Raw genomic sequence first — 12,993 nt, forward strand, 5'->3', positions numbered from 1 at the left:
GAAGGCCTGGCGCAGATGAGCGACCTGCTCATCTACTCCTCGATGGCCGTCTACACCCTGGCCTTCTTCGCCCATATCGCCGAGTGGGTGTTCGGCAGCCGCAGCAAGGTCGGCCGCACCGCCGCCGCGCTCACCTCCGCCGGGAAGGCCGCCCCGGCCGCCGCCGTGACCGTGCAGGTCAAGCAGGCCGGAGGCACCGCCGTCCTCGACAAGCCGAAGGTCGTCACCCGGTCCTCGGCCGGCACCCGTGACGTGCCGGACGGTCCCGGCGCGGCCGGCGGCACGGTCAAGGGCGATCTGTACGGCCGCATCGCCGTCTCGCTCACCGTCCTCGCCTTCGCGATCGAGGCGGCGGGCGTGGTCAGCCGGGCGCTCTCCGTGCAGCGGGCCCCCTGGGGCAACATGTACGAGTTCTCCACCACCTTCTCGACGGTGGCGGTCGGCGCGTACCTCGGCTTCCTGCTCGCGAAGAAGAACGTCCGGTGGATCGGCCTCCCGCTGGTCACCACCGTCCTGCTCGACCTGGGCATGGCCGTCACCTGGCTGAAGACCCCCAGCGACCAGCTGGTCCCGGCGCTCGACTCGTACTGGCTGTGGATCCACGTCTCCACCGCGATCTTCTGCGGCGCGGTCTTCTACCTCGGCGCGGTCGCGACCCTGCTGTACCTCTTCCGCGACTCGTACGAGAACAAGCTCGCGACCGGCGGGAACCCCGGCTCCTTCGCCCGCTCCGTCCTGGAGCGGCTGCCCGCCGCGGCCTCGCTCGACAAGTTCGCCTACCGGGTCAACGCGGCCGTCTTCCCGCTCTGGACCTTCACGATCATCGCCGGCGCGATCTGGGCCGGCGACGCGTGGGGCCGCTACTGGGGCTGGGACGCCAAGGAGGTCTGGTCCTTCATCACCTGGGTCGGTTACGCGGCGTACCTGCACGCGCGCGCGACGGCCGGGTGGAAGGGGCGGAAGGCCGCGTACATCGCGCTCATCGCCTTCGCCTGCTTCCTCTTCAACTACTACGGCGTCAACATCTTCGTCAGCAGCAAGCACTCGTACGCGGGCGTCTGAGCTGGCACCGGGCCTGTCCCGGGGTGACGCTGGAGGTATGAGCGAGATCCCCCGGGGCAGGAGCGAGACCCACGACGGCGACCGGCATCTGCTGCACTTCGTCGTGGACCTTCCGCAGCCGATGCCGATGGTCTGGGCGGCCGTCGCCTCGCCCGAGGGCCTGCCGGGCTGGCTCTGCGAGGCGGATCCGCTGGAGCCGCGGCTCGGCGGGAAGGTCACCCTCCGCTGGCTGAACAGCGCCACGGAGGTCTCGGGGCGGGTGACCGCCTGGGACCCGGACGTCGTCGCCGAGTACACGGTCGATCCGTCGACCCACGGACGCATGCGGTTCCATCTGGAGCCGGGGGCGTCCGGGGGCGGCGGGTCGACCGTGCTGCGTTTCACCAACGAGGTGCAGGGTTCGCGGGAGTACCGGCTGGACTGTCTCGCCGGGTGGCACGACCACCTGGAGCGGCTGGTCGCCGCCCTGGACGGTCACCCCACGGACTGGCGGGACTGGTCCCCGGAGCGGTGGCGGCACCTGCGGGAGCTGTACGCCCGGGACGAGGAGCCCTGGCCCAAGTGGGAGCCGTAGGAGCCGGGAGCCGGGACACACCGCACTACCCCTTCTTCGGCGGCAGGCACGTGTCGGTCGGGGGTCGGCCCTCCGGCCAGGCCATCTGGACGAAGCGCTGGGTGCCGTCCTGGGTCAGTTCCACGATCGGGACCGCCTTGTTGTACGGGTTTCCGTAGTTGTCCAGGCAGATCCAGCCGCTCGCGCCCTGGACCCGCAGTGAGCCCTTGACCTGCGGCCACTGCGTGCCGACGTCCTCCTTCGACGGGTAGGCCGCGCCCTCCGGGGTGGCCTGGCGGATCGCGTGGACCGCCGTCGCCATCGCGTCGTACGCGATGATCGCCTGGCCGTCCGCGAGCGCCACCGGTTCGTCCTTCGGGGCGGCCTTGGCGATGTCCGCCACGAAGTCCGCGTACGCCTGCTCGGAGCCGCCGGTCCGGGGCACCGGCCGCCCCGGCGCGGGCTTCCAGGCGTCCGGGTGGGCGAGCGCCGCGTACCGCACGGTCAGCCTGCCCTTGAGGGCCTTCCGGTCGAGTTTCCCGTCGGCGCCGAGGTACGAGCCCTCGTCGCCGGTGAGGACGGTGAAGGCGCGGTCGACGCAGCCTCGGTCGCCGAGGGCGTTGATGAACTGGCGCAGCTGGGTGTGGCGGCCCGCGAAGAAGACGGTCTCGGCGCGGGTGTCGCAGATCAGGTGGGTGATGTTGGTGAAGGTGTTGGCGGTCGTGCCCTCCTGGGTGGAGTCGGGGGCGGAGGTGAACTCCTGGGGTTCCAGGGGCGCGTTCTTGAGGGACGCGGCGAAGGCGGCCTTCAGGGTGTCGACGTAGTGGTCGCCGCTGCGGGTGTCCTGGACGAGGAGCGCCTTCGCCGCGTCGACCCGGCCGAAGTGGGCGAGCGCCTTGGCCTCGTCGCCGTTGGTGGGGGAGACGCGGGCGAGGCCGGGGTAGGGCTTGCGGCCGGGGCCGTTGGCGATGTCGTCGGCGGTGATGGTGGTGCCGACGACGGCGACCTTGGCGCGGGTGAGGGCGGTGACGGCCTCGCGCATCTCGCCGGAGGAGGTGGCGATGCCGGAGACGGCCCGCAGTCGTTCGGGGCCGTCGGCCATGGCGACGAGCTGGTCGACGGTGGTGCGCCAGTGGGCGTTGCCCTGGCCGGTGTTGGCGAGGACGAGGCGGATGGTGGGCCGCCGGCCGTTGGATTCCTGGTTGGCCCGGCGCTGGTAGGCGTACGCGCCCTGGACCTCGTGCAGGACCTTGATCCGCATGTCGGCGTCGGTGGAGGTCAGGGGGAGGAGGACGGCGACGGTGACGTACTCGCCGTCCTTCAGCGTGGCGTTCTCGGCGCGGATGGTCTCGGCGACGTCCTTGAGGTCGGGGAAGCCGAAGTCGTGGCCGGTGCCGTTGACGCCGACGCATTCCCCGCTGTCGGCGGGGCGGGCCACCCCGGGGGCACAGGAACGGTTTTCCGGCTGGGTGAGCCGGGCGAAGCCGTAACCGCCGAGGCCGAGGACGACGGCGGCGGTGACGAGGGAGGCGACGAGCTTCTGGCGCGGGGTGCGGACGCGCCGGCGGAGCCGGGTGGCGAAGGGGTCGGGCATGGCGTCAGACTCCGTTCTCACGGGCCGGCGGCAGCGACAGCTCCCGCCAGGCACGGATGTCGCGCGGCCACTGGCCCGCCGCGTCCCAGAGTGAACCGCTGCCCGTCAGGTGGCGGCCGGAGAGCCTGCGCAGTTCGTGCGCGAGCAGGTCGGCGACCTCGTCGTCGGGCAGTGCGAGCGGGTCGGTGAGCAGCCATACGGCGTGCAGCAGGCGCCGTACGGAGAGGTGGAGCGCGGTGGTGTCGGGGTCGAGCCCGTCGGGCAGGGCGCCGGCCGGCTCCTCGCCGAGGGCGACCGCGCGGCGCGGGTCGGGTCCCGGCCGGTTCCGCTCGCGCGGGTACGGGGCGGCGGCGATGAACCGGAGCCGGCCGAGCCAGCCGAGGACGTCCTGCCGGGGGAAGGTCTCCCGCAGGTGTGTGACGGCCTCCTCGGCGCGGCCGAGGGCGAGCGCGTGATGGAGGCGGTACGGGCCGGGGGCCGGTCCGTAGTGCCGGTAGAGGGTCTCGTGGACGGCGTGCCAGGCGGCGTACCGCGGATGGTCGCCGTCCTCGAAGCGGAGCCGGTACAGGAGCAGGGCGCGCAGCAGCGGGTCGGCGACGAAGTGGGCGGGGCCCTCGCCCCAGTCCTCGGCGCGTAACCGGTCGCGGACCCGCAGGGCCACGTCCCCGTCCAGGGACTCCGCCTGGAGCCGGGCGTGGGCGAGCATCCGGGCGGACTCCTCGTCGTGGGTCGCGGCGAGGACGGCGTACGGCCCCGGTCTTCGCACCGGCAGGAGTTCGGCGAGGAGCGTGGGGGCGACGGGCACCGGCGGGGCGTCCTCGCGCAGCTCCACGGTGAGGTCGAGGAGCCCGCCCGGGGTGAGGCCGGCCCGCAGCGCGGCGGGGGTCTGGCGGACGGCCCGGCCGAGCAGGGCCACACCGAGGGGGCGGCCGCCGGTCAGCCGGTGGACGGCGCGGGCGAGTTCGGCGGGGGTGCGGCCCGCCGGGTCGTGGTGGTCGAAGGCGGACCGGGTCTGGGCGGGGGAGAGCGGGGTCAGCTCGACGGCGAGGATGCCGGAGCCGACGCTCGTCCCGCGCGGGCAGGGCGCCCGGTGCGCGGTCTCCGGCAGTCTGGTGCGGGTGGCCTGGCGCAGGCCCTCGTGGTCGCGGACCCGGGAGCCGGCGAGGACGACGACCTTGTCGCGGCGGTCCTCGGCGGCGCGGGCGCGGAGGATCGGCTCGACGAGCTGCCGGCCGAGCGGCTCGTGGGCGTTGTCGAGGAGGAGCAGGGGCCGGCCGACGCGGCTGCCGCGGCGGAGTCCGGTGTAGGCGGTCAGCAGGTCCTCGGTGAGGGCGCCGACGAGGAAGTCCTCGGCCTCGCGGCGGCGTCTGCCGCCCTGCTCGAAGTCGACGGCGAGCTGCTGGAGTCCGGCCTTGCCGCGTCCGCCGGCGTTGCGATAGGCGCCGTACCAGCTCTCGGAGGTGCGCTGGAGGCGGCCGAACACCTCCTCGAGGACGGTCTCCACGGTCGCCTCGGCGAGCAGCCCGGCGAGCGGGACGGCGGCGTCGGCGAAGGTGGCGGCGAGCTTGGCGAGGACCTTGCCGACCCAGTTGGCGGCGGCGCCGCGGGTCGCGTCGACGGTGGCGAGGAGCGGCCCGAGCCGCTGGAGGTCGCGCCGGGCCCGCTCGTCGTCCTCCTGGGACCAGCCGAGCGCGGCGACCGCGACCAGGCCGAGCGAGAGCCGGGGGAACCGTACGGGCCGGGCGCCGAGCACCTTCGGCGACAGCTGCACGGCCAGCTCGGCGAGGGCGCCGGTGACCGGGGTCCAGCCGGGGCCGTGGTCGGCGGGCGGCTCGACGTGGGCGCAGTCGAGGAGCGCGAGCGGGGTGTAGCCCTTGTAGCGGTTGCGGACCTCCTTGAGCAGGGCGGTCTTGCCCATGCCGCGCCCGCCGGTGAAGACCGTGACCGGCGGGTCGTCCCCGTGCTCGTACGCGACACGCGCGGCCCCCTTGGCGGTGAGCCCGACGAGCCGGGCGACGAGCCCGCCGTCGTCCAGGACCGCCTCGCGGCCGTACAACTCCCTTTCCACGTCCCGTCGCCCCCTGCTCCCCCATGAGATGTGCCCCTTCACATCGTCAAGTTCAGGATATCTACCGGGTGTTGGGCTCGCTCAATCATTCGGGAGGGGGTTTGCGGGCGGGCTTCCCGGCGGGGTGCGGGGACGGAAGGGGTCATGGCCCGTTGGGTCCAGCGGAAACCTCTTCCGGGGGGTGCCGGGGCTCAGCAAGATAGTGATCACCGCCGGGGGGACCGGGCGGAACGGACGGGGGCCGGGAGGTCGCCGGACACCGGGCGGACCACCCGGTCCGCCCGACCCGCCCGGTCCACCTGATCCATCCGATCCACCCGTTTCGCCAGATCCACCTGATCCGCGCACCCTCCTGACCGGAGTTATGTCATGTCTATGTCAAGGAAGCGCCGCTCCCGCAACGCCGTCCTCGCCGGCACGGGCCTCCTCGCGGCCCTCGCCGTCTACGGCGTGAGCCAGCAGGCCAGCGCCTCCGCGACCGACACCGACGCCCAGGCTCCGGTACCGACCGCCGCCGCTCCGGCCGCCCCCACGGCCGCGGCGCCGACGGCGGCCCCGACGAAGGCCCCGGCCCCGAAGGCCCAGGCCCCGACGAAGGCCCCGGCCCCGTCCCGTACGGCCGGCGCCCCGGCCCGTACCGCCGCCCCCGCCCCGGCCACCGCGCCCACCGGCGGGGCGACCGGGAGGCCCGCCACCGCCCCCGCCCCCGTCCCGCCCGCCGAACTCCCGGACAGCGACCGCCAGCAGTGGAAGCCCATGGGCGAGGTCAAGGCCCTCCCCCTGAGCGGCACCTTCCAGCTCAACGAGTGCGTCAGCCTCACGAAGGCCACCGCCTGGCACCAGCAGGGCTTCCTCGGCTCGACGCGCGACATCATCGCCGTCCAGGACACCCTCACCTTCCCCGACGAGGCCGCCGCGGCCGCCGCGTACCGCACGACCGTCGGGGCCATGAAGGACTGCCAGGCGACCAGCCGGGAGCTCCAGAAGAAGTACGACCTGCCCCAGGACGCCACCGTCCGGCAGACCGCCACCACCGAGGACGGCACCTCGTGGCAGCGCCGCTGGACCGGTGTCCAGGGCCTGTCCTCCCCCGGCGACCAGGCGAACCACGTCTACGCCGTCCAGCGGGGCAACGTCCTCGCGCTCCTCCACTACGACGAGGTGGCCTCCGCGTCCGCCGCCCCGTCCTACGACTTCCGAGGCGACACCGCCGTCCTGCGGACCCTCGGCGCACAGCTCGACAAGTGATCCCGAGCGGATCAGCCCCCTCTTCACCCACCTCACAGGAGACAGCCATGTCCATGAAGCGTTCCTTCGTCCGCGCCGCCGCCACCCTCGCCGTCGCCGGTCTCGCCGGCACCGCCGCCGCGACCCCCGCCCAGGCCGCCGCGCCCGCCATGACCACGACCCTCGCGGCCGCCACGGTCTCGTCGTCGACGGCCGGTGGCTACATCACCAGAAGCGAGATCATCGAGCGCGCCAAGTACTGGCTCGGCAAGAACCTCACGTACAACCAGGGCGGCTCGTACCCCGACTCCGACGGCAAGTACTACCGCACGGACTGCTCCGGCTACGTGTCGATGGCCTGGCACCTGACCACCAGCCTCAACACCGTCGGCATCGGCGACAGCGCCGACACGTACGAGATCTCCCGCAGCCAGCTGAAGGCCGGCGACGTCCTCAACAGCTACTACGACCACGTCATCCTCTTCGACAAGTGGGACGACGCCGCGCACACCACGTTCTCGTACTACAGCTTCGGCTCGACCCCGGTGAAGCACATCACCGGCATGTCCATCAACGCCTCCACCATCGACGGCCACCCCAACGGCGACTACAAGGCGCTCCGTTACAAGAAGGCCATCGACGGCGGCACCGACGGCATCGGCATGTGGGACCCGTCCAACCACTACTTCCACCTGCGCAACGCCGCGAACGCGGGTGGCAACGACGCGGGCGACTTCGTCTTCGGCGCCACGGGCATGGTCCCGCTCTCCGGCGACTGGGACGGCATCGGCACCGACGGCGTCGGCATGTACGACCCCTCGAACCACATGTTCTACCTGCGCAACTCCGCCAACGCCGGCGGCAACAGCTACGAGGTCAACTTCGGCAGCATCGGCGACATCCCGGTCATGGGCGACTGGGACGGCAACGGCACGGTCACCGTGGGCGTGTGGCGCCCGTCGAACCACACCTTCTACCTGAAGAACTCCAACACGAGCGGTGTGGCCGACAAGTCCTTCGTCTACGGCGACGACGGCATGATCCCGCTGGCCGGCGACTGGGACGGCGTGGGTGCGGACGGCATCGGCATGTACGACCCCGCCACCCGCATGGTCTACCTGCGCAACGCCACCAACGCGGGCGGCAACGACTTCGAGTTCCAGTACGGCACCGTCGGCCACAAGCCGGTCGTGGGCGACTTCGACGGCGACGGCAAGGACACGGTCGCGGTGTGGATGCCGAGCACCCACGTCTTCTCCATCAACAACCAGAACACCAACAACGTCGCCGACTACGAGTTCAACTTCGGCGGGGACGGCATGATCCCGGTCGCGGGCGACTGGGACGGCAAGTAGGACCCCTCGCGGCGGCGCCGGGACCCCGACCCGGCGCCGCCGCTCCGTGCCCGGCCCCTTCCCCACTCCCACGTACCGAGGTCCCGTCATGCGCTCCCTCTCCGCCCGCCTGTCCACGCTCGCCCTCGCCGCGGGCACGCTCCTCGCCTCCCTCACGCTCGGCGCCGGGCAGGCCACCGCCGCCTCCGTCGCCACCTGGGACAAGCTCGCCCAGTGCGAGAGCGGCGGCAACTGGTCCCTCAACACCGGCAACGGCTACTACGGCGGCATCCAGTTCAGCCTGAGCACCTGGCAGTCCATGGGCGGCACCCAGTACGCCGCGTACCCCCACCAGGCGACCCGGGAGGAGCAGATCCTCGTCGGCGAGAAGCTCCTCGACGCCTACGGCGAGAACCAGTGGCCCAACTGCGGACCCCAGGTCGGCCTCGGCTCCGACCCCGCCGACCCGGTCTTCGCCCGCCAGGACGGCATCGGCATGTGGGACCCGTACAACCACTACTTCCACCTGCGGAACACGGCGAACGCGGGCGGCAACGACGCCGGTGACTTCGTCTACGGCGGTACGGGGATGAAGCCGCTGACCGGCAACTGGGACGGTATCGGCGGTGACGGCGTCGGCATGTGGGACCCGGCCACGCACACCTTCTACCTGCGCAACTCGCCCAACCAGGGCGGCAACAGCTACGAGATCAGCTTCGGCAGCCTCGGCGACATCCCGGTCGTCGGTGACTGGGACGGCAACGGCACCGACACGATCGGCGTGTGGCGCCCCTCCAACCACACCTTCTACCTGCGCAACTCCAACACCGCGGGAGCGGCGGAGAAGGTCTTCGTCTACGGCGGCGACGGGATGATCCCGCTGGCCGGCGACTGGGACGGCACCGGCGGAAGCGGCATCGGCATGTACGACCCCGCCACCCGCAAGGTCTACCTCCGCAACGCGCCGAACTCCGGCGGCAACGACTTCGAGTTCGTGTACGGCACCGTCGGCCACAAGCCGGTCGTCGGCGACTTCGACAAGGACGGCAAGGACACGGTCGCGGTGTGGATGCCGAGCAGCCACGTCTTCTCGATCAACAACCAGAACACGAACAACGACGCCGACTACGAGTTCAACTTCGGCGGCGACGGAATGATCCCGGTCGCCGGCGACTGGGACGGCAAGTAGGACCTACCGCCGCGGCGCCGGGCATCGCCCCGGCGCCGCAGCGGGCTGTCAGGACAGCCAGCCCCGCTGCACCGCGCGCACGCCCGCCTCGAAGCGGCTGCGCGCGCCCAGGCGTTCCATGAGGAGGGTCGCCGTCCGGCGGGCGGTCCGGTGGGAGACGCCGAGGCGCTTGGCGATCGCCTCGTCGGTGAGACCGTTGGCGAGCAGCCGCAGCGTCGTCGCCTCGGTGTCGGTCAGCTCGCCGGCTTCCTCGATCACCGGCTCGCCCAGGGGCTTCGCGCCCTCCCACACCGTCTCGAAGAGGGCGCAGAGCGCGGTGACGGTGCCCTGGCCGGTGATCACCACCGCGCCGGCCGCCGAATCGTCACTGCTGACCGGCATCACGGCGGTCGCACGGTCGATGATGATCAGCCGTACGGGCAGGGCGGCGACGGTACGGGCCTGCCGGCCGAGAGTGCCGAGCCACTCGGCGTACGCCATGGTGTGCGGGCTGTTGCGGACGCTGTCCAGATAGACCGTCCGCATCCGGATCCCGCGCTCCAGCAGGGCGAGGTCCAGCGGTTTCGAGGCCTCCAGATTGTCCGGCGACTGCGCGCCGTCGGGAGAGAAGATCATCACCTCCTCCCGGACCTGCCGGTGCAGCGCGGTGAGGCGGTCACGGATCTCGTCCAGACCGATCAGGTGCTCGACCCCCGCCTCCGGGGCCTGCGGGCGCAGCTGGGTGTACTCCGCGATCAGCTGGGCCGCGGCGGCCCGGCTCTCCTCCACCCGTTGCTGCTGGGCGAGCAGCTCGGCCTGCTGCCGGGCGAGCAGCAGCTCCATCCCGACGTCCGGGCTCACCGCCCGCAGCGTCCCGGGGGAGTCGTACGAGGAGCGGACCAGGCCGATCTCGCTGAGCCGGTCGAGCGCCCCCCGTACGTCCTCCTCCGCGAACCCGATCCGTCTCCCCAGCGCGACGACCCCGTCGCCCGGACACGCCAGCATGGCGCGGTAGACGGACTCGGTCTTCTGGTCCAGTCCCAACAGCGTGAGCATCCTGGAGGCCCCCCCTCGCACGATGGTTGATCACAGGGATCGTCGCACGACGCCCGTGATCTTGTCGGACCGGAGGGGAGGGTTGGCCGTTTCAGTCCAAGGCAGCAAGGGGCCACCCGGAGTTGTCGTGGAATGACCTCCCGGCTTGACACTCTGGATCCCATGTACCTGATCCACGCCCAACTCGCCTCGCCCGCCGGAATGTTGATGCCCTGCGACGCCGCCGCCAAGGCCCTGCGGCTCGCCCGGCCCGAGGAGGGCGTCGAGCACGTCAGCGCCCACGCGAACGGGCCCCGTGGCCCCGTCCTCGGGGTCTACCTCCTCGCGGACTCACTGGCCCAGGCGGAGGCCCGTACGGCGGCGCTCTGCGAGCGGCTGCTGACCAGGCACCCGGGCTTCACGGGCTGGTCGCTGCGGCGGGCGGAAGCGGCCTTCCTGGCCCCATTGGGTCATGGCCTCTTGGGGCCACCCGCCAGGCCTACCGGGGGCCCCGCCGGGCGAGCAGAGTAGGACGTGCCGAAGGGGCGAGGAGCTCCGGAGGCAACCACCGGCCCGCACCACCGCGGGGTACGAGGCCGGACCCGTTCCCACTTCTGCAGTCCCGAAAGGTTCCTCCCGTGATCAGCACCCGTATCGCCCGGACCACCGCGGTCGTCGTCTGCTCCCTCGCCGCCCTCCTGCTCCCCGCGGTGGCCGCGCAGGCCGCCCAGGACCAGCCCGTCGACCGGATCGAGGCGTCGGCGCAGCCCGCCACCGGCGACACCGGCACCGGCACCGGTACCGACGACTTCGGCTGGCAGTAGGCCGGGGCACGTCACTCGGCGGCGATGGCGTCGAGCCGGCCGCGCAGGTACGCGTGCGACTCGATGCCGTGGATGGTCGTCCCGGGCGTGCACTCGTAGAAGTAGACCAGCGACATCAGCTCCTCGGCGGGCGCGTCCGCCGGTGGTGGCAGCACCCGGTGCCGCCCCGAACGCCACCGCCCTCCCGTCCAGCCCGCCATCAGATCGCCGATGTTGACGGTGAACGCGGCCGGATCGTACGGAGCGTCCTGCCAGCCCCGCGCGTCGGTGAACACCTGGAGCCCGCCCTTGCCCGCCTCCCGGTCGAGGACGGTGACCGTGCCGAAGTCCGTGTGCGGGCCGATGCGGAACTGCCCCGGCTCCGGATCACCGGTCCGCTCCCGCCCCGGATACCAGTTGACGTTGAAACCGAAGGTGGGATGCCCGGTGTGCCGGGTGAAGAAGTCCCGCTCCTCGCCGAGCGCGACGCCGAGCAGATCGAGCACCCGGTCGGAAAGCGACTTCATGGCCACCAGATAGCTCTCCACGAGCGGCCTGAGCTCGGGCACCTCGGAGGGCCACGTGTTCGGCAGGAACCACTCCGCGTCCACGACCGGGTCCCCGGTCGGCTCGTCGGCCGCGAAGGAGAGCGACTCCTTCAGGTCGGGCGGGGTCGCCGTGCCCTCCGCGTACCCGTTGGCCTCCGCCCCCGGACCGAGCCACCCCCGCCCCCCGACCCGCACGGCGTACGGCTCCTTGACGGCGGCGGGCAGATGGAAGAACCGCCGGGCGACGGCCCGGATCTCCGCCCGCAGCCCCGCGTCGACACCGTGCCCGGTGACCAGCAGGAACCCGGCCTCGCGCAGGGCCCGGTCGACGGCCGGCAGCTGGGGGCCGGGATCGCGCGCCAGGTCGATCGTGGGCAGACTCGCCTCAGTCATCGCCGATGTCCTCGTTCCACAGGGCCGGGTTCCCGTCGATGAACTCCCGCATCAGGCCGACGCAGGCGGGATCACCGAGCACGGTGACCTCCACCCCGTGCTCCGCGAGCCACTCGTGCCCGCCGTGGAAGGTCTCGGCCTCCCCGACGACCACCCGTGAGATCCCGAACTGCCGCACGAGCCCGGAGCAGTACCAGCAGGGCGAGAGGGTCGTGACCATCGTCGTCCCCCGGTACGAGCGCTGCCGGCCGGCGGCCCGGAAGGCGGCCGTCTCGGCATGCATGGCCGGGTCCCCGTCCTGCACCCGGCGGTTGTGCCCGCGTCCGAGCAGCGCCCCGTCGGCCCCGTAGAGCGCGGCCCCGATCGGGATCCCGCCCTCGGCGAGCCCGGCCCGGGCCTCGTCGAGCGCGGTGCCGAGCCACCGCCGTGCCAGTTCCAGATCCATGCGGGGAGCCTTCCCCGGCGCGGGCCTGGCCTCACACGGGGGAACGTCGGACGGGTTACTCCTCGACGGGCCACTCCTCGACGGGCTACTCCTCGAAGGGGAAGCGGGCGAGCGGGGTCTCGCTCTCGAAGAAGGTCTTGGCGCGGGTCATCGCCCGCTCGTCGGCGTGGATGCGGCCGGGGCGGGACGCGGTGCCGGTCAGGACGCCGCCGAAGCGCATCCCCAGGTAGGCCGCCGAGTGGTTCAGTGCCGTCACCAGGCCGTCCGCGACCTCGTACTCCTCGTGCGCCATCGCCGTCACGCCCCACAGCGTGCCGCCCGCCATGCGCTCCTTGAAGTCCGAGCCGGGCACGTTCAGCCAGCCCGACCAGTAGTCGAGGTAGCGCTTGGTCTGCGCGGAGAGGGTGTACCAGTACAGGGGCGAGGCGATGACGATGTCGGTGGCGTCCAGCGTGGCCTGCCGCAGCAGCTCCTCGTTCTCCCCGTCCTGCCGGTCCGCCGACTCGTGCCGTCCGTCCTGGAAGTCGGGCAGGGTCAGCTCGTTCAGGTCCACCCAGCGCTGCGGTGTGCCGGCGGGGAGTTGCGCGGCGGCGGCGCGGGCGAGGATCTCGGTGTTTCCGTCGGAGCGCGAGCTGCCGAGGACGAAGAGGAACGAGCGGTCCGTGCCACGTACGGTGTCGAGGGTCATCTCTGCTCCGCCTCCTGGGGGTGGGTGTCACGTTGCCAACTCCCGCCTCCCCGACGGTATTCCGGGCTCCATCGG

Annotated in this window: 13 protein-coding genes; 7 read left to right on the forward strand and 6 right to left on the reverse strand. The window is 72.3% G+C overall.

Annotation, left to right across the window (positions count from 1 at the left end):
* Window positions 1-15: 15 nt before the first annotated feature.
* Together ccsB and ACF07V_RS26350 are read left to right on the forward strand one after the other, a co-directional pair.
* Window positions 16-1,062, forward strand: coding sequence for a c-type cytochrome biogenesis protein CcsB (gene ccsB, locus ACF07V_RS26345; protein ID WP_392158151.1), 1,047 nt, complete (start codon window positions 16-18; stop codon window positions 1,060-1,062).
* A 37-nt stretch (window positions 1,063-1,099) separates the two neighbouring features.
* Window positions 1,100-1,636, forward strand: a complete 537-nt coding sequence (locus ACF07V_RS26350; RefSeq protein WP_392157718.1) for an SRPBCC domain-containing protein — start codon at window positions 1,100-1,102, stop codon at window positions 1,634-1,636.
* Between the two features lie 25 nt (window positions 1,637-1,661).
* Here ACF07V_RS26350 and ACF07V_RS26355 read toward each other — a convergent pair whose 3' ends face one another.
* Together ACF07V_RS26355 and ACF07V_RS26360 are read right to left on the reverse strand one after the other, a co-directional pair.
* On the reverse strand, window positions 1,662-3,209 hold the full coding sequence (locus ACF07V_RS26355; protein ID WP_392157720.1) for an ABC transporter substrate-binding protein: 1,548 nt from the start codon (window positions 3,207-3,209) through the stop codon (window positions 1,662-1,664).
* Between the two features lie 4 nt (window positions 3,210-3,213).
* Window positions 3,214-5,277: a hypothetical protein gene (locus ACF07V_RS26360; protein WP_392157722.1), complete on the reverse strand. Its 2,064-nt coding sequence runs from the start codon at window positions 5,275-5,277 to the stop codon at window positions 3,214-3,216.
* Between the two features lie 369 nt (window positions 5,278-5,646).
* Between ACF07V_RS26360 and ACF07V_RS26365 the strand changes: the two genes are divergently transcribed.
* From ACF07V_RS26365 to ACF07V_RS26375, 3 genes are all read left to right on the forward strand, one after another.
* Entirely contained in the window at window positions 5,647-6,525 is an 879-nt protein-coding gene (locus ACF07V_RS26365) for a hypothetical protein (protein WP_392157724.1), read from the forward strand.
* Window positions 6,526-6,572: 47 nt separating this feature from the next.
* Window positions 6,573-7,859: a hypothetical protein gene (locus ACF07V_RS26370; protein WP_392157725.1), complete on the forward strand. Its 1,287-nt coding sequence runs from the start codon at window positions 6,573-6,575 to the stop codon at window positions 7,857-7,859.
* 88 nt (window positions 7,860-7,947) lie between these two features.
* Complete coding sequence (locus ACF07V_RS26375; protein WP_392157727.1) at window positions 7,948-9,027, forward strand: transglycosylase family protein; 1,080 nt, start codon at window positions 7,948-7,950, stop codon at window positions 9,025-9,027.
* A gap of 48 nt (window positions 9,028-9,075) precedes the next feature.
* On the opposite strand, the gene ACF07V_RS26380 is transcribed toward ACF07V_RS26375, so the two are convergent.
* On the reverse strand, window positions 9,076-10,062 hold the full coding sequence (locus ACF07V_RS26380; RefSeq protein WP_392157728.1) for a LuxR C-terminal-related transcriptional regulator: 987 nt from the start codon (window positions 10,060-10,062) through the stop codon (window positions 9,076-9,078).
* Between the two features lie 162 nt (window positions 10,063-10,224).
* Between ACF07V_RS26380 and ACF07V_RS26385 the strand changes: the two genes are divergently transcribed.
* A complete protein-coding gene (locus ACF07V_RS26385) occupies window positions 10,225-10,572 on the forward strand; it encodes a hypothetical protein (RefSeq protein WP_392157730.1) in 348 nt (115 codons plus the stop codon).
* Window positions 10,573-10,679: 107 nt separating this feature from the next.
* Window positions 10,680-10,865 (forward strand): hypothetical protein, encoded by a 186-nt coding sequence (locus ACF07V_RS26390; protein WP_392157731.1) that lies wholly within the window; start codon window positions 10,680-10,682, stop codon window positions 10,863-10,865.
* A gap of 11 nt (window positions 10,866-10,876) precedes the next feature.
* Here ACF07V_RS26390 and ACF07V_RS26395 read toward each other — a convergent pair whose 3' ends face one another.
* The 3 genes from ACF07V_RS26395 to ACF07V_RS26405 form a co-directional block, all read right to left on the reverse strand.
* Entirely contained in the window at window positions 10,877-11,785 is a 909-nt protein-coding gene (locus ACF07V_RS26395) for an isopenicillin N synthase family dioxygenase (protein ID WP_392157733.1), read from the reverse strand.
* A complete protein-coding gene (locus tag ACF07V_RS26400) occupies window positions 11,778-12,230 on the reverse strand; it encodes a nucleoside deaminase (RefSeq protein ID WP_392157735.1) in 453 nt (150 codons plus the stop codon). Before ACF07V_RS26400 ends, ACF07V_RS26395 begins: the two co-directional genes overlap by 8 nt.
* An 85-nt stretch (window positions 12,231-12,315) precedes the next feature.
* A complete protein-coding gene (locus ACF07V_RS26405; RefSeq protein WP_392157737.1) occupies window positions 12,316-12,918 on the reverse strand; it encodes a flavodoxin family protein in 603 nt (200 codons plus the stop codon).
* Window positions 12,919-12,993 lie beyond the last annotated feature (75 nt).

This window comes from Streptomyces sp. NPDC015661, from assembly GCF_043077765.1.
Lineage (GTDB): Bacteria > Actinomycetota > Actinomycetes > Streptomycetales > Streptomycetaceae > Streptomyces.

What these genes read in the sequence shown, in the direction of transcription:
- ACF07V_RS26375 (WP_392157727.1), top strand. Translation starts at nt 7,948, where the DNA reads ATGCGCTCCCTCTCCGCCCGCCTGTCCACGCTCGCCCTCGCCGCGGGC.
- ACF07V_RS26370 (WP_392157725.1), top strand. Translation starts at nt 6,573, where the DNA reads ATGTCCATGAAGCGTTCCTTCGTCCGCGCCGCCGCCACCCTCGCCGTC.
- ACF07V_RS26405 (WP_392157737.1), bottom strand. Translation starts at nt 12,918, where the DNA reads ATGACCCTCGACACCGTACGTGGCACGGACCGCTCGTTCCTCTTCGTC.
- ccsB (WP_392158151.1), top strand. Translation starts at nt 16, where the DNA reads ATGAGCGACCTGCTCATCTACTCCTCGATGGCCGTCTACACCCTGGCC.
- ACF07V_RS26380 (WP_392157728.1), bottom strand. Translation starts at nt 10,062, where the DNA reads ATGCTCACGCTGTTGGGACTGGACCAGAAGACCGAGTCCGTCTACCGC.
- ACF07V_RS26400 (WP_392157735.1), bottom strand. Translation starts at nt 12,230, where the DNA reads ATGGATCTGGAACTGGCACGGCGGTGGCTCGGCACCGCGCTCGACGAG.
- ACF07V_RS26365 (WP_392157724.1), top strand. Translation starts at nt 5,647, where the DNA reads ATGTCTATGTCAAGGAAGCGCCGCTCCCGCAACGCCGTCCTCGCCGGC.
- ACF07V_RS26385 (WP_392157730.1), top strand. Translation starts at nt 10,225, where the DNA reads ATGTACCTGATCCACGCCCAACTCGCCTCGCCCGCCGGAATGTTGATG.
- ACF07V_RS26355 (WP_392157720.1), bottom strand. Translation starts at nt 3,209, where the DNA reads ATGCCCGACCCCTTCGCCACCCGGCTCCGCCGGCGCGTCCGCACCCCG.
- ACF07V_RS26350 (WP_392157718.1), top strand. Translation starts at nt 1,100, where the DNA reads ATGAGCGAGATCCCCCGGGGCAGGAGCGAGACCCACGACGGCGACCGG.
- ACF07V_RS26395 (WP_392157733.1), bottom strand. Translation starts at nt 11,785, where the DNA reads ATGACTGAGGCGAGTCTGCCCACGATCGACCTGGCGCGCGATCCCGGC.